This window comes from Paraburkholderia sp., from assembly GCF_035656215.1.
GTDB lineage: Bacteria > Pseudomonadota > Gammaproteobacteria > Burkholderiales > Burkholderiaceae > Paraburkholderia.
This window is the reverse complement of sequence record NZ_DASRSY010000068.1, coordinates 1-23,689: the sequence shown is the minus strand read 5'-3', so window position 1 is coordinate 23,689 and position 23,689 is coordinate 1. Positions and strand designations below refer to the sequence as shown.

Annotated in this window: 20 protein-coding genes; 7 read left to right on the top strand and 13 right to left on the bottom strand. The window is 62.9% G+C overall.

Going from position 1 to position 23,689, the window contains the following annotated elements:
• On the top strand, positions 1-896 hold an 896-nt coding region (locus VFE81_RS03870; protein WP_325043328.1), incomplete at its 5' end, for a DMT family transporter.
• Between the two features lie 65 nt (positions 897-961).
• Here VFE81_RS03870 and rsmA read toward each other — a convergent pair.
• From rsmA to VFE81_RS03850, 4 genes are all read right to left on the bottom strand, one after another.
• Positions 962-1,834, bottom strand: coding sequence for a 16S rRNA (adenine(1518)-N(6)/adenine(1519)-N(6))-dimethyltransferase RsmA (gene rsmA / locus VFE81_RS03865; protein WP_325043327.1), 873 nt, complete (start codon positions 1,832-1,834; stop codon positions 962-964).
• A 179-nt stretch (positions 1,835-2,013) separates the two neighbouring features.
• Complete coding sequence (gene pdxA, locus VFE81_RS03860) at positions 2,014-3,024, bottom strand: 4-hydroxythreonine-4-phosphate dehydrogenase PdxA (RefSeq protein ID WP_325043326.1); 1,011 nt, start codon at positions 3,022-3,024, stop codon at positions 2,014-2,016.
• Between the two features lie 5 nt (positions 3,025-3,029).
• On the bottom strand, positions 3,030-4,391 hold the full coding sequence (locus VFE81_RS03855) for a peptidylprolyl isomerase (RefSeq protein ID WP_325043325.1): 1,362 nt from the start codon (positions 4,389-4,391) through the stop codon (positions 3,030-3,032).
• Between the two features lie 67 nt (positions 4,392-4,458).
• Positions 4,459-6,825, bottom strand: a complete 2,367-nt coding sequence (locus VFE81_RS03850) for an LPS-assembly protein LptD (RefSeq protein ID WP_325043324.1) — start codon at positions 6,823-6,825, stop codon at positions 4,459-4,461.
• 222 nt (positions 6,826-7,047) lie between these two features.
• Between VFE81_RS03850 and VFE81_RS03845 the strand changes: the two genes are divergently transcribed.
• Together VFE81_RS03845 and murU are read left to right on the top strand one after the other, a co-directional pair.
• Complete coding sequence (locus VFE81_RS03845) at positions 7,048-8,139, top strand: aminoglycoside phosphotransferase family protein (RefSeq protein WP_325043323.1); 1,092 nt, start codon at positions 7,048-7,050, stop codon at positions 8,137-8,139.
• A gap of 3 nt (positions 8,140-8,142) precedes the next feature.
• Entirely contained in the window at positions 8,143-8,856 is a 714-nt protein-coding gene (gene murU, locus VFE81_RS03840) for an N-acetylmuramate alpha-1-phosphate uridylyltransferase MurU (protein WP_325043322.1), read from the top strand.
• Between the two features lie 218 nt (positions 8,857-9,074).
• Here the strand turns inward: murU and VFE81_RS03835 are convergent, their stop codons facing one another.
• Positions 9,075-10,961: an ABC transporter ATP-binding protein/permease gene (locus tag VFE81_RS03835; RefSeq protein ID WP_325043320.1), complete on the bottom strand. Its 1,887-nt coding sequence runs from the start codon at positions 10,959-10,961 to the stop codon at positions 9,075-9,077.
• 171 nt (positions 10,962-11,132) lie between these two features.
• Here VFE81_RS03835 and VFE81_RS03830 point away from each other — a divergent pair, with 171 nt between their 5' ends.
• The gene (locus VFE81_RS03830; protein WP_325043319.1) at positions 11,133-11,528 is read left to right on the top strand and encodes an acyl-CoA thioesterase; all 396 of its coding nucleotides are present in this window, start codon (positions 11,133-11,135) and stop codon (positions 11,526-11,528) included.
• A 160-nt stretch (positions 11,529-11,688) separates the two neighbouring features.
• Here the strand turns inward: VFE81_RS03830 and VFE81_RS03825 are convergent, their stop codons facing one another.
• Both VFE81_RS03825 and VFE81_RS03820 read right to left on the bottom strand, forming a co-directional pair.
• Entirely contained in the window at positions 11,689-12,018 is a 330-nt protein-coding gene (locus tag VFE81_RS03825) for a DUF4148 domain-containing protein (RefSeq protein ID WP_325043318.1), read from the bottom strand.
• Between the two features lie 213 nt (positions 12,019-12,231).
• Positions 12,232-13,137: a LysR substrate-binding domain-containing protein gene (locus tag VFE81_RS03820; protein WP_325043317.1), complete on the bottom strand. Its 906-nt coding sequence runs from the start codon at positions 13,135-13,137 to the stop codon at positions 12,232-12,234.
• Positions 13,138-13,297: 160 nt separating this feature from the next.
• Here VFE81_RS03820 and VFE81_RS03815 point away from each other — a divergent pair, with 160 nt between their 5' ends.
• Positions 13,298-13,912 (top strand): glutathione S-transferase, encoded by a 615-nt coding sequence (locus VFE81_RS03815; protein ID WP_325043316.1) that lies wholly within the window; start codon positions 13,298-13,300, stop codon positions 13,910-13,912.
• Positions 13,913-13,921: 9 nt separating this feature from the next.
• Here the strand turns inward: VFE81_RS03815 and VFE81_RS03810 are convergent, their stop codons facing one another.
• A complete protein-coding gene (locus VFE81_RS03810) occupies positions 13,922-15,184 on the bottom strand; it encodes an MFS transporter (protein WP_325043315.1) in 1,263 nt (420 codons plus the stop codon).
• Between the two features lie 191 nt (positions 15,185-15,375).
• Between VFE81_RS03810 and VFE81_RS03805 the strand changes: the two genes are divergently transcribed.
• Positions 15,376-16,278, top strand: coding sequence for a LysR family transcriptional regulator (locus tag VFE81_RS03805; RefSeq protein ID WP_325043314.1), 903 nt, complete (start codon positions 15,376-15,378; stop codon positions 16,276-16,278).
• 27 nt (positions 16,279-16,305) lie between these two features.
• Here the strand turns inward: VFE81_RS03805 and VFE81_RS03800 are convergent, their stop codons facing one another.
• Both VFE81_RS03800 and VFE81_RS03795 read right to left on the bottom strand, forming a co-directional pair.
• Positions 16,306-19,416 carry a sensor domain-containing protein gene (locus tag VFE81_RS03800; RefSeq protein ID WP_325043313.1) on the bottom strand — a complete coding sequence of 1,037 codons (3,111 nt, stop codon included), beginning with the start codon at positions 19,414-19,416 and terminating at the stop codon, positions 16,306-16,308.
• A gap of 286 nt (positions 19,417-19,702) precedes the next feature.
• Positions 19,703-20,179, bottom strand: coding sequence for a nitrate reductase associated protein (locus VFE81_RS03795; RefSeq protein WP_325043312.1), 477 nt, complete (start codon positions 20,177-20,179; stop codon positions 19,703-19,705).
• A gap of 158 nt (positions 20,180-20,337) precedes the next feature.
• Between VFE81_RS03795 and fdhD the strand changes: the two genes are divergently transcribed.
• On the top strand, positions 20,338-21,177 hold the full coding sequence (gene fdhD, locus VFE81_RS03790; RefSeq protein ID WP_325043311.1) for a formate dehydrogenase accessory sulfurtransferase FdhD: 840 nt from the start codon (positions 20,338-20,340) through the stop codon (positions 21,175-21,177).
• A gap of 100 nt (positions 21,178-21,277) precedes the next feature.
• On the opposite strand, the gene VFE81_RS03785 is transcribed toward fdhD, so the two are convergent.
• The 3 genes from VFE81_RS03785 to VFE81_RS03775 form a co-directional block, all read right to left on the bottom strand.
• Positions 21,278-22,048, bottom strand: a complete 771-nt coding sequence (locus VFE81_RS03785) for an enoyl-CoA hydratase (protein ID WP_325043310.1) — start codon at positions 22,046-22,048, stop codon at positions 21,278-21,280.
• 125 nt (positions 22,049-22,173) lie between these two features.
• Positions 22,174-23,373, bottom strand: a complete 1,200-nt coding sequence (locus VFE81_RS03780) for an acetyl-CoA C-acyltransferase (protein ID WP_325043309.1) — start codon at positions 23,371-23,373, stop codon at positions 22,174-22,176.
• A gap of 135 nt (positions 23,374-23,508) precedes the next feature.
• Positions 23,509-23,689, bottom strand: a 181-nt coding sequence (locus VFE81_RS03775; RefSeq protein WP_325043308.1) for a hypothetical protein, incomplete at its 5' end; no start/stop codon positions are given.

The window sequence follows — 23,689 nt, the reverse complement described above, 5'->3', positions numbered from 1 at the left end:
GCTTCGCCATCCTGTTAATGATCGGCTTGTGCGCGATCTGGGGACTTCAGCAAGTGGCGATCAAGAGCACCAACGCAGCGCTGCCACCGGTATTCCAGGCGGGCCTGCGCTCGGCGATCGCGGCCTTGCTGGTATGGGTCTGGGCACGCTCGCGCGGCACACCGCTCTTTCGCGATGACGGCACCTTAGGCGCGGGCTTGCTCGCGGGCGTGCTGTTCGCGGCGGAATTTGTGTGCATTTTTCTCGGCCTGACACTGACGAGCGCGTCGCGCATGGCGGTCTTTCTGTACACCGCACCGTGCTTCACAGCACTCGGGCTGCACTGGTTCGTCGACGGCGAGCGGATGCGGCGCATTCAGTGGCTCGGCATCCTGGTGGCATTTGCGGGTATGGCGCTGGCGTTCGCGGATGGCTTCCTGCACAGGCATGCGGCGCAGGGGTCGATGCTGACGGGCGTCGCCGGCGACGCGCTCGGCGTACTCGCAGGCATCGCGTGGGCCGCGACCACCGTAGTGGTGCGCGCCACGCGCCTCGCCCAATCGAGTGCCAGCAAGACACTGTTCTATCAATTGACGGTGTCGGCGGTAGTCCTGCTCGCGCTTGCGCTCGGGCTCGGCCAGGCACACGTGGCAACCGTCACCCCGCTGGCGGTGGTGAGCCTCGCGTACCAGGCGGTGGTCGTGGCGTTCGTCAGCTATCTGGTGTGGTTCTGGCTGTTGACGCGTTACATCGCGTCGCGCCTGTCGGTGTTCTCGTTCCTGACGCCGTTGTTCGGCGTGACCTTCGGCGTGCTGTTGCTCGGCGAATCGTTCAGCCTGCGCTTTCTGATGGCGGCGGTGCTGGTGCTGACCGGCATCGCGCTGGTCAATGCACCGGTCAAGCGGGTTGCTGCTTAAGGAGTGAGGCGTTTCACGCGCGCTGCAGGACGCAGCGCGCTTCCTTCAAGACCGCACAACGCAACTCAGGCGTCGTTAGTTCCAGTTTCGGCAGCTGCTGCGCCGCGCGTCGGCGAAGCCGCTACGATCTGCGCCACACGCACATATTCGGCCACTGGCACGTCTTCGGCGCGGCGTTGCAGATCGAAGCCGAGCGCCTCGAAATCCACCGAGTCACGAAACGCGGCCAGGGTGTTGCGCAGCATCTTGCGCCGCTGCGAGAAGGCCGCCGTCACCACTTCGCCGAGTACGCGCTCGTCCACGGACGGCAGTTCATGCAGCTCGTACGGAATCATCCGCACGATCGCCGAATCGACCTTCGGCGGCGGGTTGAATGCTTCGGGCGGCACGTCGAGCTGCTTGTCGATCACGTAGCGGTATTGCAGCATCACCGAGAGGCGGCTGAACGCCTTGGTGCCCGGCTCCGCCACCATGCGATCGACGACTTCGTTCTGCAGCATGAAATGCTGATCGATCACGCGATGCGCGAACGCGGTCAGATGAAACAGCAACGGGCTCGAAATGTTGTACGGTAAATTGCCGACAATGCGCAGCGATGCCTTCTCACCAGGTGCCGCGAGCGTTCCGAAGTCGAACGCGAGCGCATCGCCCGCGTGCAGCTCGAGCAGGTCGCCGAATTTTGTCTTGAGACGGCCGATCAGATCGCGATCCAGCTCGACGGCGTGCAACGGCGCCTCGGGCGTCGCCAGACGCTCGATCAGCGGCGCGGTAAGCGCGCCGAGCCCGGGCCCGATCTCGACCATGCGCTCGCCGCGCTGCGGCCGGATCACGTCGACGATCGAATCGATCACGCCCATATCGACCAGAAAATTCTGTCCGAAACGCTTGCGCGCGATATGACCTTGGTGCCGGCCCTGTTGCTGTCTGCTGGTGGACATCGAAGAAACGCTAAGAAAGAGAACTGCTTAAAAAAGAGCAAGCGGAACAACTCGCAATCGCGGCAAACGCTGATGGAGCCGTGCGGTCTCGCCGCTGAAGCGGCCTGCCAGGCAATGCTACGCCATCGACGCCGCTGGATCAGACCACTCGGCCAGGCGATGCGATCGACACGGTAGCATCAACCCGCCCGGCGGTGCTGCGCCATCGAAACCGCCGTATCGATCGCAGCGATCAGACTGCCTGCGTCGGCACGGCCGGTGCCGGCCAGATCGAGCGCGGTGCCATGATCGACCGAGGTGCGGATGATCGGTAAGCCGAGCGTGACGTTGATGCCTTCGCCGAACGTTGCGTACTTCAACACCGGCAGGCCCTGATCGTGGAACATCGCCAGCACGCAGTCGGCCTGTTCCAGATAACGCGGCTGGAACAATGTATCCGCCGGGTAAGGACCGGGCGCGTCGATGCCCTGTTCGTTCGCGAGCTTCAGTGCGGGAGAAATCACCTCGATTTCTTCGCGGCCCAGATAACCGTTTTCGCCCGCATGCGGGTTCAAACCCGTCACGAGAATACGCGGCGCGGGCAAACCAAAATGGTGACGCAGATCGTGATCGATGATGCGCAGCGTCTCAACGATGCCTTCGATCGTCAGCGCAGCGGAGACGTCTTTGAGCGGCAGATGCGTGGTAGCAAGCGCGACGCGCAACGGGCGCCTGCCGGTGCCGGCCAGCATCATCACCACGCGCGGCGTGTGCGTGCGCTCGGCCAGATATTCCGTGTGGCCGGTGAAAGGCACACCGGCATCGTTGATGGTGCTTTTCTGCAGCGGCGCGGTGACGATCGCGTCGAACGTGCCGGCCACGGCGCCGTCGATCGCGCTGTCGAGCAGATCGAGCACGTAGCGGCCGTTGGCGGCGTCCAGCTTGCCGGCCAGCGAGGGCGCGCCGAGCGGCTGATGCTGCACCCGCACGCGCTTGCCACCCGCCACCAGCGCAGCCCAATCGACGCCAACTGCGCGCGCGCGTTCAGCCAGCAAATCCGCGTCGCCCAGCACGGTGAACTGTGCACCCGGCCAATGCGCCGCCGCGCCCGCCAGCGCCTGCGCGGTCAGTTCGGGGCCCACGCCGGCAGGCTCGCCGGTCGTGATCGCGATCTGCAACGGAAGGCTGGTGGACTGCGCGGCGGTTGTCATGACGATTATTGCAGGCTTGCCTGGACAGGTTTCACTTCGACGTAAGCCGTATCGCGCAATTCGCGCAGCCAGTCGGCGTAAGCCTGTTCCGCTTTGCGCTGACCGATCGCCTGACGCGCCAGATCCATCTGCTGCGAAACCGAGCCTTCCGATTCGCGACGGCCCAGCACCTGAATCAGGTGATAGCCGTATTCGCTGCGCACCGGGTCGCTGATCTGACCGTCCTGCAGGCTGTTCATGGCGCGCTCGAATTCCGGCACCGTCTCGCCCGGGCTGATCCAGCCGAGGTCGCCACCTTGCGACGACGAGCCGTCTTGCGAATAAGTGTGGGCGAACTTCGCGAAATCGCCACCTGCGGCGATCTGGTTCTTGATTTCGAGCAACTTCTGACGTGCCTGCGGTTCGGACATACCGTCGCCGACGCGCAGCAGGATGTGGCGAACGTGCGTCTGCACGAGCTTCGGTGCATCGGAGCTGGTGCCCTGGCCTGCGCGACGATCGACGAGGCGCACGACTTCGAAGCCGTCGTTGGTGCGGATCACATCGGGACTGACCTCGCCCGGGCGCAGAGCCGAGGCAGCCTTGACGAACTCAGGCGGCAGCTTGGACGGCGGCAGGAAACCCGTATCGCCACCTTTCGACGCATCCGGCGCCTGCGAATTCGACTTCGCCAGCTTTTCGAAGTTGGCGCCGCCCTTCGCTTCGGTCAGCAGGGCCTGAGCCTTTTTCTGCGCGGCTTCGATGTCGGTTTCCGAGGCGTTCAAAGGCGCCTTCACGAAGATGTGCTGAACGTGCAGATCGCTCGTCAGGCCGGAGTTCGGGCCGCGCTGGCTGGCAATGTAGTTCGCAACCTCGGCGTCCGACACCGTGACCTTGCTGTCCACTTCCTTCTCACGCAGACGCGAAAGCGTGAGCTCGGTGCGCGCGTCGCTCGTGAAGGTGGTCCAGGGCACGCCTTGCGCCTCGATACGCGAGCGATACATGTCGAGCGACATGTTGTTCGCCTGCGCGAGCCGCTCGAGCGTTTTTTGCACGGCTGCGTCGTCGATGTTGATGCCGTCTTCTTTCGCCTTCTGCAACTGGATGCGTTCCAGCACCATCTGGTTGAGCACCTGCTGGCGCAACTGGTCCATCGGCGGGACCGGCGCGTTCTGCTGGTTCAGCCGGTGGGTGATCAGGCCGATGCGCTCGTCGAGCTCGCGCCGCGTGATGACACCGTTGTTGACCACTGCGGCAATAGTGTCGACCGTCTGGCCGCTATTGCCGGAAAGCGCCTGTGCCTGAACCGGCGCAACCGACAGGAAAGACGCCACAGCGGCAAAACCGGCCGCAAGCGTTGCCAAGCGAAGCTTTTTCATGATTGCCACAGATACTCCAATGATGTCGGGCGCGCCTGGCCCGTCTTTTCGCATTCTATAAATGATCGGGCGAGCGTCATTCGTAATTGGTGAAACGCGCTGCCGGCGGCGGCGGCGGCGGCAACGGCGTGTATCCCGCCACGCTCGCGCGGAACGCGGAAATCAGTCCATTGTCGACGCTCGACAAACCCTTGAACGTCAACTGAGCGAGAAACCGCGTGCTCGACTGATTCTGCCCCGAAGTGTTCAGACCGTTCGCATAGCGCTGAAGCCCGGCGCCAAGCGTCCAGCAATCGGCATCGTATTGCAGGCCGACCAGACCGTCGACAACCCGGTGCCCGCCCAGGTCGTAATTGAAACGGGCCACCCCGTACACATGATGCGACAGCGGCCACTGCCCCGAGACCAGGATCTGATTGATCGGCTGATTGTCCAGCGTGGTGTTCGCACGGGTGTAGCGATACGCCACGTTGATTACCCTGCCCGTACCCGGACTGAACCCGAAACCGACGCTCGTCTTCACCAACTGGTTGTTGTCGGCATTATATTGGAACGCCGTTTCCGACGCGAAACCGGCGCCGAGCTTGAGCGACGCACCCAGAATCAGGTCCGAATGCGTAGCCTGCGTGCTGGTCTGCGTAGGCAGCAGCGTGACGCGCTGATCCTGGAAGTAATACTGCTGCGCGATGACGAAGCGCGCGCGTTCGTCGCCCGTGGCCGGGTTGATGAAGCGCGTGGTGATGGCGGCGGTCAGACGGTTCGCGTCGGCGATCCGGTCGTTGCCGACGAACGTGTTCGGCGTGAAGATTTCCGCCAGCCCGAAGTCGGAGTCGGCCGTGTCGAACAGCGGCGCGGATTCCTGATTGCGGTACGGCGTGTAGACGTAGTAAAGCCGCGGCTCCAGCGTCTGGATGTAATCCTCGCCGAAGATCCGCACCGAACGGTCGAAAATCAGCCCGGTGTCGAAGCTCAGCGTCGGAATCGATTCGGTGAAGTTCTTCGGCGTGCCAACCGGTACATCGTCGCCGATGTTGCGCAGATTGTACGACGCGAAGTGCCACTGCACCTTCGGCGTGACGAAGTACCCCGGCCCGACCACCGAATACGAGATATACGGGTTGAACATCAACCGCTGACCTTCGGTCAGGTCGGCGGTGGTGATGCGGAAGTCCGTGTAATCGGCTTCCGCGCCGAAGTCGAAACCACCGACGTTGTACTTCGCGTACTTCACGTTCAACTGCGGCTCGCGGCCGTACGGCGCCACCGAAGGCGTCAACGTCTGCCAGTGCTGTTCGCGGGCGAGCACCGACCACGGGCCGTTGTTGTAGGTCAACCCGGCTTCCTGTTGATACAGGAGCTGGGTGCCGTTCATGAACTGGCTGACCGACGACGACAGGTCTTCCGGATACGTGTTGTCCGAGACCTTGTTGTAGTAGATGTAACCGCCGAACCCGTTACCGAAGTTCTGGTTGTGCTGGATATACAGCGCGTAGCGGTTGGTATGGGTCAGGTGGTCGTCCGGCAGATACTCGCCGGTGATCGAACCGGAATACGTGGGCGACAGGTAGCGGAAAGTGGACTGCAACTGCACACCGCGCTTCGAGATCAGGCGCGGCGTGACCGTCAGATCGCGATTCGGCGCGATGTTGAAGTAATACGGTACCGACAGTTCGAAGCCGTTCGACGAACTGAGCGAGAACGTGGGCGGCAGCACCCCGCTGCGCCGTTCGCCCGACAGCGGGAACGACAGCCACGGCGAAGCGAATACCGGCAGGCCCTGGAAGAACAGCACGCTGTTGTACGCGACGCCTTCGTCCGCGCCGGTGTCGAAATCGAACTCGCTGCCCTTGATGTACCAGGCCGGATTGTCCGTGCACGAGCACGCCGTGTACGTGCCCTTCGTGAACACCGAGCGCTCGTTGTCGAGCAGGTCGACGCGCTCCGCGCTGCCCGAGCCACCCGTCACGTTGAAGTGGTACTTCGGTGCGGACATGAAGCCTTCGCTCGAGTCCACCCGCATGTGCGCTTCCGGACCGGCGAACGTGGCGCCGTTGTTGTTCAGGTGAACCTGGCCATATGCGTCGGCCATGTCCGTGTCCTGATCGTAGTGCAGCGCGTCGGCCTTGATCACGAAGGTGTTACGCCGCACCTCGGCCGAGCCTTTCGCGGCCATGTCCTGGTCGGTGGTGCCGCTCGTCGTGTCGCCAAGTACGAAGGTGGCAGGCTTCTGGCCCGACTGCAATGGATGTTCTTCGAGCTGCGGAGCGAGTTGCATGCCCCACGGCGCGTCGATAGGTTGCGGCTGCGCGGCTTCCCCCACCAGCTGGGCGTGGGCAAGCGCGGGCATCAGGCCCGGAACGGCGATCAACGCCGCTACGAGCCGCCTTTTGCGCGGCACTACGGCACAAGAGGGAGTCGTTTGGGAAAGCTGTCTAGGCGGCATGTATCGTTTGGCGAATCGACCCGTCCGTCAGCTCCTGCAGTCACGATCCACCGCCTGCGCACCCCGACCGTGACAGTCGGCTGCACATCAATGTTTACAATCTGTCGAACGATGAGGCGGGCGGTAAAGCGGAATGCGCGAAAACTGGCGTGAGTCGCGTCAAAAAAGTCGTGGGGTATTATATGGCAAGACGTTGCCCCTCTGAATTTGCCGCCGGTTTTCATGACGCTCCCCCCTTCCAAAGACACTACCCAAGATTTCACGGACAGCCGCCTCGACCTGCTTAAGGCCTGGCTGAACGCCCATGCAGCGCGCTATGCGCTTGACCTCGACACGCTTCGCCCGGCTTCGTCCGACGCCAGTTTTCGCCGCTATTTCCGGCTCGCCGGTAAGGCGGCGGAAGGCGAAAGTATCGGCACCCTGATCGCCGTCGATGCCCCGCCGCCCGAAAAGTGCCGCGAATTTGTGCAGATCGCGCAATTGCTCGAAGCTGCGGACGTGCATGTGCCGCGCGTGCTGGAGGTCGACTTCGACGCCGGGTTCATGCTCGTCACCGATCTGGGCACCGATTCGTACCTCGGCGCGCTGACCGAGGCGCAACGCGGGGATGAACCCCGCCGTGCCCGCTCGTTGATGCACGACGCGCTCGATGCACTGATCCGCTGGCAGCTCACATCGCGCGAGGATGTCCTGCCGCCGTTCGACGAAGCCTTCCTGCGCCGCGAGATGGAGTTGCTGCCGGAGTGGTTCATCGGCCGCCATCTGGGCCGCGAGGTCGACGACAAGACCCGCGGGTTGCTGGATCGCACCTTTGCGCTGCTGATCGCGAGCGCCCGGGCGCAGCCGCAGGTGTTCATGCTGCGCGACTTCATGCCGCGCAATCTGATGATCGCCGCCGCGCCCAAGCCCGTGAACCCCGGCGTGCTGGACTTCCAGGACGCGGTGTACGGCCCGATCACTTACGACGTCGCCTCGTTGCTGCGCGATGCATTCCTCAGTTGGGACGAGGAGTTCGAGCTGGATTGCTTCGTGTACTACTGGGAGCGCGCGAAAAAAGCCGGCCTTCCGGTCGATCCGGATTTCGGCGAGTTCTACCGCCAGCTCGAATGGATGGGGCTGCAACGTCACATCAAGGTGCTGGGCCTGTTCTGCCGGATCAACTACCGCGACGGCAAACCGCATTACATGAAGGATCTGCCGCGTTTCATCGGCTATGCCCGCAAGGTCGCGGAACGCTATGCGCCGCTGCGTCCGTTCGCGAAGCTGCTCGACGAGCTCGAAGGCCGCGCGAATGAAGTCGGCTACACGTTCTGACCGATGACGATGTCTCTGAAGAAAGCGATGATTTTCGCCGCCGGGCGCGGCGAGCGCATGCGTCCGTTGACCGACACGCGCCCCAAGCCCTTGCTCGAAGTGGGCGGCAAGCCGTTGATCCTGTGGCAGATCGAACGCCTCGCGAAGGCTGGGTTTCAAACCATCGTGATCAATCACGCGTGGCTCGGTGAGCAGATCGAGGCCGCGCTCGGCGACGGTTCGCGTTGGGGCGTGCAACTGCGCTATTCGGCCGAGCATGAAGCCCTGGAGACGGCGGGGGGAATCGTGCAGGCGTTGCCGCTGCTCGAAGATAACGGCACGAGTGAAGTGTTCGTCGCGGTCAGCGGTGATGTGTGTGCGGATTTCGATTACGCGACGCTGCATGCCCGCGCTGAAAAACTCGCGGCATTGCCCGAGCCCGGTATGCACCTCGTGATGGTGCCGAACCCGGCGTTCCATCCGAACGGCGATTTCGGATTGGTCGACGGAACCCTGTCGCTCGACGCCCAACCGCGCTTCACGTTCGGCAATATCGGTCTCTACGACACGCGCATGTTTCGCGATCTGCCGCGCGGCACGCGGCGCGCGCTGACGCCTTACTATCGCGAGACGATTGCAAGCGGTCTCGCGAGCGGCGAGTTGTATGAAGGCCTATGGGAAAACGTTGGTACGCCGGCGCAGTTGCAAGCTTTGGATCAGCGGTTGAGCGCGCGCTGATTGCAGGCCACACGGCGTTGAACGACGCAGCGAAATAACGCACGCGGGGCAACGTCCAACGGTCAAGGCTGAGCGGTCAACGCCGATCGCGCAACCGTGAACACTCGACACCTGCCGTTCAACCTGCAATAGCCAGAACTGAGCGGCCGACGCCGATCGCCCCGCGGCGAACACTCGACACGCTCAGTTCAACGCGTCATCCAACAAGCAGAAGCGGCTCACCGCCCACCGTCTCCCGCCCCGACCGTTTCAGCCGACTCCGGCGCCTCTGCGGCACGCTGCTGCAGCGCCCACATCTGCGCGAACAAGCCGTTCGAACGCAGTAACTCGGCGTGCGTCCCACGCTCGACGATGCGCCCCTTGTCCATCACGATGATTTGCTGCGCGTGCACCACCGTCGAAAGCCGGTGCGCGATGATCAGCGTCGTGCGCTCGCGGGCAATCTGATCGAGTTCGTGCTGGATCGCGCGCTCCGAACGCGAATCGAGCGCGGATGTAGCCTCATCGAACAGCAGGATCGGCGGGTTCTTGAGGATGGTCCGCGCAATCGCCACGCGCTGCTTTTCTCCGCCAGACAACTTCAGGCCACGCTCGCCGACCGGCGTTTCGTAACCCTTCGGTAACCCTTCGATGAAGTCGTGAATATGCGCCGCTCGCGCGGCCGCGATCACGTCATCACGCGTGGCCGACGGACGGCCGTAAGCGATGTTGTAGTAGATCGAATCGTTGAACAGCACGGTGTCCTGCGGCACGATGCCGATCGACGCGCGCAGCGAATCCTGCGTGACGTCGCGAATATCCTGATCGTCGATGGTAATCGCACCGCCCGTTGCGCGGTCCAGATCATAGAAGCGGAACATCAGCCGAGCGAGCGTCGATTTGCCCGAGCCGCTATGGCCGACCACCGCCGTGGTGCTGCCCGCCGGAATCGTGAAGCTCACGTCGTGCAGAATCTGCCGCGCCGGCTCATACGAAAAGTTCACGCGCTCGAAGCGCACCTGCGCACCGCTGACCTGCAACTCGGGCGCATCCGGCACATCGGGCACCTCCTGGGCCGCGCCAAGCAGCGTGAACATGCGGTCCATATCGGTGAGGCTTTGCTTCAGTTCCCGATACACCACACCGAGAAAATTCAGCGGAATGTAGAGCTGCAACATGAAGGTGTTGATCAATACCAGGTCGCCGAGCGTGAGGCGCCCGGCCATCACACCTTCGGTCGCGCGCCACAGAATGAACACGAGCCCCGTGCCGATGATCGCCTGCTGCCCGAAGTTCAGCGCCGATAACGAACGCTGCGACTTGATTGCAGCTGTGCGATAGCGTTTGAGATTTTCGTCGTAACGTTGCGCTTCCCACTCTTCGTTGCCGAAGTACTTCACTGTCTCGTAGTTGAGCAACGAATCGATCGCGCGCGAATTCGCCTTTGAATCGAGGTCGTTCATCGTGCGGCGAAAATGCGTGCGCCATTCGGTGACTTTCACGGTAAATACGATGTATGCGGCGAGCGCAATGAACGTGACGATCGCGTAATACGCCTCGTATTTGATGACGAAAAAGCCGAGCACGAGACCGACTTCGACCAGGGTCGGCAGGATGCTGTACAGCGAATACGAAATCAGTTGCGTGATGCCGCGCGTGCCGCGTTCGATATCGCGCGACATGCCGCCTGTCTGCCGATCGAGATGGAACCGCAACGACAGGGCATGCAAATGGCGGAACACTTTCAGCGCGAGCTGCCGCACCGCGCTTTCGGTCACCTTCGCAAACAGAATTTCGCGCAGCTCGGTGAATAGCGAGGTGGACAGGCGCACCACCGCATAGGCGACCACCATCAAACCGACTCCGCCAAGCAGCACGATGCCCGGCGAATCGTGCGCGCGGCCGAGCGCGGTGAGATGCTTCACCGACGCAAGGCCGTCGATGATCCGCTTCATCACGATCGGCACGCCGAGATTGGCGACCTTCGCGCCGATCAGGCAACTCAGCGCGAAGCCGACGCGCCATTTATAGGTGGCGAGATACGGGAGCAGCGACAGGATCGTTTGCCAGTCGTTGCGCGGCTGGGTCGAGATCGGTGAAGGTTCGGACGAGGGCGTACGGCGCATGGGATCGGCTGGGGAGAGTATGGAAGCGACGGAGTTCGCAGCAGCGCGCCGACCGGCAGCGTGCAAACCCGGCACTCTGCTTTATGTCGCGCGACCCGGCTGGGCGCTTTCCCGTACAATTCCTGATCTTTCTATTGTCGCAGAAGCTGGCTGACGCCGCTTTTCACCCCGATGACCGATATTCTTCAACTTCCGCAAAAGTCTTGCGCGCTGCGCGTCGTGCCGCAACCGTCGGACGCGAATGTCCACGGCGACGTGTTCGGCGGCTGGATCATGGCACAAGTGGACATTGCCGGTTCGATTCCGGCAAGCCGCCGCGCCAACGGGCGGGTAGCGACCATCGCGGTCAACTCGTTCGTCTTCAAGCAGCCGGTGTTCGTCGGCGATCTACTGAGCTTTTACGCGGATATCGTCAAGACGGGTAACACGTCAGTGACGGTGTCGGTCGAGGTCTACGCGCAACGCATGAGCCTGACCGAAGAGGTCGTGAAGGTCACCGAAGCGACCCTGACCTACGTCGCAACCGATAGCGACCGGCGCCCGCGTGCGCTGCCAGTGCTGGATTAAGCGGCGGCGGACATTAAAAAAAACGAGGCGCCTGAGCGCCTCGTTTAGCTTCATACGTTGTGTTTGCCGGGTCGTGTGCCGGATTGCAGTTGTCCGGATCGCTCAGCGCAAACACCGCGGAGCCAGCAACCGCTGTCCGGCATGCAGCCGGCTTGCTGGCTTATTGGCTCGCCGCCGCGCCTGCCGCCGCCTTCTTCTGCGCGTTCTGGAGATCCGTCGGATAGTTCGGATCGTTGCGCGACGGGTTATACCCGTTGCTCTCCAATTGCTTCAGCTCGGCGTTCTTCTTTGCCCGCGCCTGCTTGCGCGCGGCCTTGCGTTGCGCCTTGGTGGTGGTTGCGTTGGAAGCGGCCACCGGTTTGGCGGCATCGGAGTCACTGCCCGCCGAACCACCGCCGCCGCTTTGCGCGAACGCCGGTGCAACCGAAGCCACGCTCAGTACAACCGATGTCAGCAGCACAGCCCATTTCTTTGCAGGTGAAGAAGTCATTGTTCTCTCCAGTCGTATTAGAAGATATTGACGGCGAAACGCCCTTGACGGAGTGCGAGCACCGAAAGGCGGGCGCAACGCCACGTGAATCGATGCTTCATGGTTCCCGGCGAAGTCTGAGACGGGAATCCCGAATATATACGACTGACACTCGCGCGCAAACCGGTAATCCCCCGCGAGCGATGGCCCACGCGCGCCAATCGACCCAGAATCTCACATGCCGCTACGCAAATAGGCGTCAACCTGCGCTTCAATCCACTGCGCAAAATGCGCCTGTTTCGCGTTCAGGATCTCGCGTTGCTGCCACACCAGCCAGTACGGATACCGGTACGGCACGCGAATATCGGTGATCTGCACCAGATCGCCCTTTGCCAGCGCATGCGCGACCAGACTGCGCCGTTCGAGCGCGATGCCCTGCCCCAGCAAAACCGCGCCCAGCACGACGTTCGAATCGTTCGCCGACAGCACGACCGCCTCGGTGGCCGGCTCCGCCACCTGCGCCGCCTGACACCAGTCAGTCCACGGCGTGTTGGGGCTGGAGATCAACGGACATGCGATCACGTCCTCAGCGGTGACGGGAAGGCGGCCGCCCGGCGCGAGCGTGAAGTCCGGCGCCGCGACGACCAGCACTTCGTCGTCGAACAATTTCTGCTGTGCAACATCGGGCCAGTGCCCTTGCCCCATGCGAATGCCGATGTCAGTCACGCCCTGGCGCAAATCCTCGACCTGCAGACTCGTCAGCAGACGGATTCGATAGTACGGATGTGTCTCGCGGAAACTCGCGAGACGCGGCACGAGCCAATGCTGCGCAAACGACGGCACGGTCGCGATGACCAGCTCGCTTTCGTGCGGGCGCGCCTGCGCGCGGCGGGTTGCATGCGTAATGTCGCGCAACGCCGCGCGTATTTCGAGCGCGTAGAGCCGGCCTTCCTCGGTGGGCCGCAGGCCGCGCGCTTCGCGCACGAACAGCGCGACGCCCATCGACTCTTCCAGCACTTTGATCTGCTGACTGACCGCCGAATGCGTGACATGCAACTCCCGCGCGGCCGGCGTGACGCCGCCGAGCCGGGCGACGGCTTCGAAGCAGCGCAGAGCGGTAAGCGGTGGAATGGGCTTCATGTAAGAAATTCTGACGTAAACCGTCGATTAATGTCGCTTTTTTTGCCTCGACGAGACGGTTAGTCTATGGTTTTATCGCTCTGCAAGTATTGCCTGACAAGCGAACAGTCGCGTACCTGCCTGCTCTGGCGAGTCATATAGATCTTCTAACGGATATGAGATGAAACTGATCGGAATGCTGGATTCGCCCTACGTGCGTCGCGTCGCTATCTGCATGAAGTTGCTGAAGCTCGACTTCGAGCACCAGTCGATTTCCGTGTTCAGCACATATGAGGCGTTCGCGAAAATCAACCCGGTCGTGAAAGCACCGACCCTGATCCTCGACAACGGTCAGCGCGTGATGGACTCGACGGTGATCCTGCAGTACCTCGCCACGCTCGCCGCGCCGGATCAACGAATCTTCCCTTTGCAACCGGAGCATTGCCTGCGCGCCGCGCGCCTCACGGGCCTGGCGCTAGCCGCGTCCGAAAAGAGCGTGCAGATCGTCTACGAACGCAATCTACGTCCGGCGGAGAAACAGCATGAACCGTGGGTCGAGCGCGTGACCGAGCAATTGCACGCTGCCTACCGCGAACTCGAAGAGGAGCTCGCATCGGCCCCGCTGCCGGTCGAACCGAATCATTTCGGCGCGGCAGACGTGGCGGTGGCCGTCGCGTGGAATTTCACGCAGATGTTCTTGCCGGAGATCGTCACCAAGACGGACCATCCACGCTTGCAGGCGTTTTCCGAGACGGCCGAGCAGTTGCCGGTGTTCGTCGCAACGCCCGCCGTCTGAGATACGCCTTCATTGGCTGCCGCAGGATCCGAGGCGCGCGGCGGTTGTTTTGTCCACCGCGTCCGTACCTCTGCCGCGGAGCGCATTGACACCGATACACAGCAGCGTGCCGATCAACAGCGCGGCGGGCACCCACGGCAACGCGAACGCGCCATACCGGTCGATCGCAATGCCGCCCAACGCCCCGCCGCCCGTGATCGCGAGATTCCAGACCGTGACGATCATCGATTGCGCGACGTCGGCACCCCCGCCCGCGGCACGCGCCGACGCGGTTTGAAACAGCGTGGCGGCGCCGCCGAACGCGAGCCCCCACACGCCCACGCCGAGATAGACAGCAACCGGGAGATCGCTCGCCAGACCGAGCATCACGGCCGCCACGCCGAATAGCGCGACGCTGACCACCGTTAGCCGGCGCAGATGCCGGTCCACCAGCACGCCGACGATCGCGATGCTCGCAAGCGCCATTACGCCGAACACGAGCAACACGGCATCCACGCGCTGCTGCAAGTGCGCGAGCGCAAGGAAAGGCGAGATGTAGGTGTAAAGGATGGTGTGCGCGAGCACGTAAGCGAACATCACGGCGAGCACCGCCTTGAGGCTTGGCGAAGCGAGCACGCCGCGCAATGTCGTGCGCCGCCCGGCCGGCTGACCGGCGAAATCGGGCACCTGCCAGCGCACCCAGCCGAGCAGCACGACCGTCAGCACGCTCATCGCACCGAACGTATAACGCCAACCCGTCGAAGCGCCCACCAGCGTCCCGAGCGGAATACCGAGCGACAACGCGACCGGCACGCCCGTCATCGCCACCGCGATCGCCCGGCCTTGCAGATGCGCGGGCGCCATCCGCGCCGCGTAGCCGGGGAGCAGCGCCCACACCAGACCGGCTGACACGCCGGCAAAAAACCGCGCGACCAACGTGAGGGTGTAGTTCGTCGACAGTGTCGTGACCGTATTGACGACGACGAAACCCGCAATCGCCACCAGCAGCAGCGAACGACGACGCCAGCCGCGCGTCGCGATCGCCAGCGGAATCGCCGCCAGCAATGACCCGGCGGCATACACGGTGACGAGCTGCCCGATCAGTGCCGCCGACACTCCGAAGTCGCCGCTCATTTCGCCCAGCAGGCCGGCGGGCAATGCCTCCGTCAGGATCGTGATAAAGCCAGCCGTGGCGAGCGCGAGCAAGCCAGACAGCGGCAAACGATCGGCAGATTGTGTCGATTGCGCCGGACGCACCGCGGCGCCGGCCTGGTCCAGGTCGAATTCGCTCATGGCCGGCTCGCCTCCTGAACGCCGGACGAAAGCGGCGCGGCATGGCGAGAAGCGTTGGGCGGCTCGTGCAGATCGGACATAGCAGTTCCAATGAAAAGGGATGCGGCCATCATACGAACCCGGCAACCGAAGAAAAACTGGGCTAGAGTTCCTCAGTCTGCGGACATTTATGTCCGGAATCGGAGGTGACGATGGAAAGTTTGAGCGGGTTTCTGATATTCGTGCAGGTCGCCGAAACACGCAGCTTCGTCACGGCCGGGCGCCTCCTCGGCGTGTCGGCGTCGGCCGTCGGCAAGCGCATTGCGCGCCTCGAAGAACGGCTCGGCGTACGGCTCTTTCATCGCAGCACACGCAGCATCACGCTCACCACCGACGGCATGCAATTTCTCGAACGCAGCCGGCGGATCCTTGCCGAAATCGAAGCAGCGCAACTTGAGATGTCGCAAAGCGCCGGCTTGCCGCGCGGCCGCTTGCGCGTGAGTCTGCCGCTGGTCGGCTCGCTGGTGCTGCCGGTACTCGCCGATTTCATGCTGGCGTATCCGGAGATCGAATTGGATCTGGACTTCAGCGACCGCGTGGTCGACGTGATCGACGAAGGTTTCGACGTTGTCGTGCGCACCGGCGCGCTGGCGGATTCACGCCTTGCCGCGCGGCAAATCGGTTCGTTCGGCGTGGTGCTGGTCGGCGCGCCGGCCTACTTCGCCCGACACGGCATGCCGCAAAAACCCGCTGATCTCGCGGACCATGTCTGTCTGCACTACCGCTACCCGACGAGCGGCAAGCTGGAGATCTGGCCGTTGCGACGTGAAGCCGGTGAGCGCGAGGTGACCTTGCCGATTTCGATGGTTTGCAACAACGTTGAAACGCGCGTGTGCTTCGCCATGCGCGGTTTGGGAATCGCCTGTATGCCGGATTTTTCGGTGCGGCAGGCGTTGAAAGACGGCTCGCTCTGCACGGTGCTCGACGATTACGTCGAGCGGGCGATCGATCTGAGCATTGTCTGGCCGGCCGGCCGCAACGTACCGCCCCGGTTACGAGTGTTCATCGATTTCATGGCCGCGCGGATTCTGGCGGACGGCGAGCCGCAACGTTAAGCGAATCTCGCATAGCGCTCCGGTGAGTTACACCGCCGCGGGCTCGCGTGCGGCACCACCCAGGAACAACGCCGAAATCGCGTCCGTCGATAACGGCTTCGCAAAGTAGAAGCCCTGCATCTCGTCGCACGCACGCTCTTTCAGAAAATCGAGTTGCGCCGACGTCTCCACGCCTTCGGCGATCACCTGCAATTTCAGCGAATGCGCGAGCGCGATGATCGCCGAGGTGATCGTTTCATCGTCGCCCGACACGCCGATATCCGACACGAACGAGCGGTCGATCTTCAAACGGTCCACCGGGAAGCGCTTCAGATAGCTGAGGCTCGAATAGCCGGTACCGAAGTCGTCGATGGCGAGGCCGATGCCGAGTGCGTGCAGCTCGTTGAGCATCGACACCGCCTCCTCGGCATTGCGCATGATGGTGCTTTCGGTGAGTTCGAGTTCGAGATACTGCGGCTCAAGACCCGTCTCCGCGAGCACCTGCATGACGAGCTTCGCGATATCACGCTGCTGAAAAACGCGTGCCGACAGATTCACCGACACCCGTGCGGGTGGCAAACCTTCGTCCTGCCACGCCTTGTTTTGACGGCACGCTTCGCGCAACACCCACTCGGATAACGGCCCGATCAAACCGCTTTCTTCGGCGACCGGAATGAACAACGACGGCATCACCAGACCGATTTCCGGATCGTGCCAGCGCACCAGCGCCTCGGTGCCGACAATCTGTCCGCTCTCGATATCCACTTGCGGCTGGTAGTGCAGCAGAAATTCGTTGTCACGCAAGGCGCGGCGCAAACGCCGTTCGAGATTCAGGCGCGCACCCGCGCTCGCATTCATCTCCGGCTGGTAGAACTGGAACGTATTGCGGCCCATGTCCTTCGCGCGATACATCGCGAGGTCGGCCTTTTTCATCAGTGTTTCCGCGTCTTCACCGTCCTGCGGGAAAAGGCTCGCACCCATGCTGCAGCCGACATACAACTCGGTGCCGTCGAGCCACACCGGTTCGGAAATCGACGCGCGCACCCGCTCCATCCACGCGATCAACGATTGCTCGTCGACGGTATCGGTCATCACGATCACGAACTCGTCGCCGCCGTGCCGCGCGACCGTGTCACTGGTTCGCGAGCAGCGCGCGAGCCGCTCGGCTACCACGCTCAGTAAGCGGTCGCCGACGCTATGGCCGAGGCTGTCGTTGACGTTCTTGAAACCGTCCAGATCGATGAACACGACCGCAACGCCCTTGTGATGCCGTTGCGCAACAATCAACGCATGCTGCAGGCGATCGCGCAGCAGGTTGCGATTCGGCAGCCGTGTGAGACTGTCGTAGTTGGCCTGGTATTCGAGCTGTTCCTGATAGCGGATCAGATCGGTCACGTCGTTGATCACGCCGATGTGATGCGTGATCATGCCTTCCGAGTTCGGCACGGGTGCAATGAACAACTGATTCCAGAACAGCGCGCCGTCCTTGCGATAGTTGCGCACCACGGCGCTGACTTCGCGGTTGGCCTCGAGCGCTTGCCGAATCAACGCGACGCCTTCCTGGGCGCGGTCGTCGCGCTGCAGCACACGGCAATCCTGGCCGATCACTTCGGCGGGATCGTAACCGGTGATACGCATGAATGCGGGGTTCACATATTCGATCAGATTGCCCGTCGGCGATGGCGCAGTAATCAGGATCGCGTTGACGCTGGCATCGAGCGCGCGGCTTTGCAGACGCAAAGCCAGATCGGCGCGCTTGCGTTCGGTGATGTCCGTGTAGGAACCGAGCACGCCGATCACGCGGCCGTCGTTGTCGGTGAACGGCAGCTTGCTCGTGACCGTGGTGCGGTGCACGCCGTCGATCACCATATCGACCTCGAAGTTCATCTTCGGCACGCCAGTGGTCACCACCTCTTTATCGTGCTCGTTCAGCAGATCGGCGAAGGCGCGCCACGGCATATCGCTGTCGCTCTTGCCCACCACCTGCTCGGGGTACGAAAGCCCCGCATCGCGCGCAAACGCCATGTTGCAGCCGAGATAGCGCGACTCCTGGTCCTTCCAGAAAATGCGCTGCGGGATGTTGTCGATCACCGTTTCGAGCATCTGGTTCGAACGCTGCGCTTCGGCTTCGGCGTTGATCTGTTCGGTGACGTCGTCGGCCAGCACGAAGAAGGCGGCGTGGCCCATGAAGCTGATCGCGTGATACGAAATGTCGGCGTTGATCATTGAACCGTCCTTGCGCCGGTGATGCCAGACGCCCGCCATCGTGCGGCCCTGGTGCAGGACATCGCTACGCTGCAGATGCGATTCGAGGCGCGAGATTTCGGCATTCGGCCGGATCGCGCGAATCGTCATGCCGAGAAATTCGCTTTCAGAGTAGCCGTATTGCTGGATCGCGGCCGCGTTGACGGCGAGAAAACGCAGCGTCTCGCGATCGAATATATACATCGGTACCGGATGATCATCGAACAGGCCGCGAAACCGCTCGTCGTTGCGGCTCAGCGCGCGGACGGTGCGCAGTTTCTCGCGCGCCCGGCTTTCGCGGGCGCCGAACGTGAAGATCAGGAGCGCGCTGCCGGCCAGCATCGTCACGATCAGCAGGAACATGGCGCGTTGGGTCTCGCTCGTGGACGCCGCGAGCGACGTCTGCAACGCCTGATCCTCCTGCTTGCGCAACGCCGCCAGACCGGCTTCCACACGGTCGAGACCCAGCCCGAGATGCGTATAGGTCGACGCCGCCCATGCGCGCGATTCATTCGGTGTGGCGCTGGTGCTCTTCAACAGCGCATCGTCGATGTCGCGTTGCAGCGCGTGACCGTCCGCGCTCAGCCTGGCAAGCGTGTCGAGCATGGCCGGTTCGCCGGCGAGCTCCTTGCGCAATTCGCGCTCCAGACTGGCCAGCGAGGTCGCCGTGGCAGTGGCCTCGTTGACAGGCGCGGCCTCACCCGAGGCTTCGAAACGGCCGAGTGCGGCCAGCCCGCCGTCGAGCGCCGTATGGTAGGCGTCGAGATGCTGACGCACGCTCGTCGAACGCAGCATGCGCGCGTCGGCGTCGCGCTGCCCGCAAATCTGCGTATAGGCGACGAACGCATTCGCGCCGACTGCCGCGGCGACGACTGCCAGATTGATCAGCAGCCGCTTCGATAAAAAAGGAATCATGGGTTCCGAACGTCAATCGTTCTGAGGGCGGGAGCACGGGGGTCGCTTTCGATGCGTCGGGTCGCATCGAGTCTTTTTACGCGCCAACCCATGGATAACGGCAGGGTTCGGAACAGATTGAGGGGGTGTAGCGAAATAATTCGCGGGTTTAGGTGGGGCGTCTGGTCGGGAGCATCTAGCCGGCGAGCGTGGGCAGTCGCGTCTAGCGAAACGTAGCTGGCCGGCCATACGTGGGCGGTCGCACGTAGCCGGCCGCCCCTAGCTGGCCGCGCCTGGCCGGCCGCACCTAGCCGGCCGCACCAAATTCCTTCATCGCCGGGATGAAGTCGTGGTTGGCTTCCGCCTTGCGCGACAATTTGGCGAGTACGTAGCGCTTGAACGGCGCGAGTTCGGCCCACTGAGCGACGCCAGGCGTGGGCAGCCCGGCGAGTCCCGCCTGGTGCGCGATACCAGCGGGGACGGCATCGGCGCGACGCCAGGCAGGCGCTTCCTCGGGCGTGAACCACTCCGGCTCGACGTTGGCGTGCGTGCGCAGCATTTCGAACAATGCGTGATCGAAATTCGGCTCGATTTCCGCGTCTTCTTCGACCGGAAAACGCGCCAGCAGCTTGCGATCCTCAAGCGGTAGCAGTTGCCATTGCTCGAGCGTGATGCGCAGCCCGAAGCGATCGAGATTGAAGCGCACCGACATCGGGATGTAGGTGAAATTCTCCGAAGACGCGACTTCGAAGTTGAACAGAAGCGGTGCTTCGTTGAGTCCCATGACAGTATTCCTCTTGAGTGACGGGCCACGCTCAAGCCCAGCTTGAGGTATTTTAGAACCTTATTCGCGCGATAGCGGCATGGTCTGGCACCGCTTCGCGTCGCCGGACAAGGCTGCAAGCCGAAGAAACGCGCGCAGCATGAAAGGAGTGAAGTAGCTTGAACGAACTGGAAACAGCCGGGCAGCCGGGCGCCGTGGAACGGCAAGTGCACCGGCATCGCGGCGCAGCGGTCGAAACCGTCACCGATCACGTCGGTCAGGAGTGGCCGGTTGCGCTCGTCTTCAACGGCATCTCGCACGCGGTGATGATGTGCACGCCACGCGATCTGGAAGCGTTCGCGGTCGGTTTTGCGATTTCGGAAGGGATCGTGGAACGGGGCAGCGACATTCAGGACATCGAGGTCGAGCTAAACGACGACGACGAATTGCCGCATGCCGAAGTGCAATTGAAGGTAGTGCAGCAGGCTTTCGTCGCGCTGAAGGAAAAGCGCCGTGCGCTCGCCGGGCGCACCGGCTGCGGCGTATGTGGGATCGAAAGCATTGATCTGCTGGATCTGAAGCCGGAACGCGTGCCGGACACGGGTTTTCTGCAACGTCTCGCTCCCGATGCGATTGCTCGTGCCGCTCGTGAGTTGCCGGAACACCAGGCGCTGACGCGTCTGACCGGCGGCCTGCACGCCGCCGCATGGTGCGATGCGGCAGGTGCGATCCGCTACGCGTTCGAAGACGTCGGCCGTCACAATGCGCTCGACAAGCTGATCGGCCAACTGGTGCTCGATCGCGTGGATACCAAGGAAGGTTTTGTGTTTCTGTCGAGCCGCGCCAGCTACGAGCTGGTGCGCAAGGCGGCGCGTGTCGACGTGCCGATGGTCGCCACGATTTCGGCGCCGTCGTCGCTCGCGATTACGATTGCCCGCAAGGCAGGCGTGCGGCTTGTCAGCTTCTGCCGGGAAGCCAGCTACGTCGACTACGACACGTTGCAGCCGACGCAAGCTTGAGCAGCTCAGGCAGCGGGAGCGCGCTGAACGCCCCGCGTGCCCTGAGGGCTTGACGGGGCCTCAGCGCCCTTAAGCGGCCAACCGCCCCGAGCGCCAACAATCAGTCGAACTGCCGGAAGTCCGGCTTGCGCTTCTCGAAGAACGCCTTGAACGCCTCGCGTGCTTCCGGCGCGAGCAGCATCTTGCCGAAGTGCACCGCTTCTTCGGTCATCTGTGTTTGCAGTTCCTGGCGGCTCGCGCGCTTCATCAGACTCTTCGTCACCCGCAGCGACGACGCCGGCAGCGACGCCAGCTTCGCCGCTTGCGCGGCGGCGAATGCATCGACTTCAGCCAGAGGCAGCACGCGATTCACGAAGCCCATGCGTTGCGCCTCGGCAGCGTCGAATGCTTCGCCGAGCAGCAGCTTTTCCGCTGCTGCCTGATAACCGGCCACCCGCTGCAACAGCAAACTCGACGCCGCTTCCGGACACAGCCCGAGTTGCGTGAACGGCAGCGAAAAGCTCGCCGTATCCGCTGCATAGACCAGATCGCAATGCAGCAACAGCGTCGTGCCGATGCCGACCGCCGGACCCGCCACCGATGCCACGACCGGCTTCTCCGCCGAACTGATCGCACGCAGGAACTGGAACACCGGAGAATTGTCGCCACCTGGCGGCGTCTTCATGAAATCTTCGAGATCGTTGCCGGCGCTGAAAATGCCGACGCTGCCGCGGATCAGAATCGCCCGAATCGACGCGTCGTCGTGCGCTTCGACCAGGGCATCGGCCATCGTCTGATACATCGCGGCCGTGATCGCGTTTTTCTTGTCGGGCCGGTTGAAGGCAATCGTCAGTACGCCGTCGGCGCGCTCGACCAGAATGTCCATTGTCATCTCCTCGTACTCCTGGTTGCTGCTGAATGGAAAAAACGGTTCGCAAGCCACGCGGCCTGCGAACCGTTTCCGCGGTCCCTGGGGGATCACTACAGTAATCACTGCAGGGACCATGGCAAACACGATTACAGACGTTCGATGATGCCCGCCGCGCCCATGCCGGTGCCGACGCACATCGTCACCATGCCGTACTTGAAGTTGCGGCGGCGCAGGCCGTGTACAACCGTCGAGGCACGAATCGCGCCCGTCGCACCCAGCGGGTGGCCGAGTGCGATCGCGCCGCCGAGCGGGTTGATCTTCGACGGATCGAGACCGAGGTCCTGAATCACCGCCAGCGATTGCGCGGCGAATGCTTCGTTCAGTTCGATCCAGTCCATGTCCTCGATCTTCAGGCCGGCGGCCTTCAGTGCGGCCGGAATCGCTTCCTTCGGACCAATGCCCATGATTTCCGGCGGGACGCCGCGCACGGCGAAGCTGACGAAACGGGCGAGCGGCGTCAGGTTGAATTCCTTCAGCATCTTTTCCGACACGACGATCAACGCGCCCGCGCCGTCCGACGTCTGCGAGCTGTTGCCCGCCGTCACCGAACCCTTGTTCGCGAACACGGTGCGCAGTTTCGCCAGACCTTCCATCGACGTGTCCGCACGCGGACCTTCGTCGAGGGCAACTTCACGCGTCTTGATCCGTACTTCGCCGGTGGCGAGATCGGGGAAGCGCTCGGTGATCGTGTAGGCGGCGATTTCGTCGTTGAACTCACCGGCTTGCTGCGCGACGATCGCGCGACGGTGCGATTCGACCGAGAACTGGTCTTGTGCTTCGCGGCTGATCTTCCAGCGCTCGGCGACCTTCTCGGCGGTGAGGCCCATGCCGTAGGCGATACCGATGTCTTCGTTACGATCGAAGATATGCGGCGACATCGACGGCTTGTTGCCCATCATCGGCACCATGCTCATCGATTCGCAGCCGCCCGCGATCATTGCGTCGGATTCGCCGACGCGGATCCGGTCAGCCGCCATAGCCAGCGCGGTCAGGCCCGACGCGCAGAAGCGGTTCACCGTGACGCCACCAACCGAGTTCGGCAGGCCCGCCAGCAGCGCGCCCATCCGCGCGACGTTCAGCCCTTGTTCGGCTTCCGGAATCGCACAGCCGATGATGGCGTCTTCGATCACCTTCGTATCGAGGCCGGGCACTTGCGCCACGGCCGATCTGATTGCGTGCACCAGCAGTTCGTCCGGGCGCGTGTTCTTGAACATCCCGCGCGGCGCCTTGCCAATCGGCGTACGGCTCGCGGCGACGATGTATGCGTCTTGCAATTGCTTTGCCATTTAAAGCTCCTATGTCGACCAGAGTTAGCGCTTTAGCGCTTACTCTGGTCCCATGCAGTCTTATCGCGGTCGGCGGGAGTTGGCGCTTTAGCGCTTACTCCCGTCCCATGCATATAGATGCGATCCGCTCGTCGCTTAGTTGCGTACCGGCTTGCCGGTTTGCAGCATGCCCATGATCCGTTCCTGCGTCTTCGGATGGTCGAGCAGCTCGCAGAAGTGGCGGCGCTCGAGCGCCATCAGGTAGTCCTCGCTGACGAGGGCGCCCGCGTCGACGTCGCCGCCGCAGACGATCTCGGCGATCAGCGCCGAGATGTGG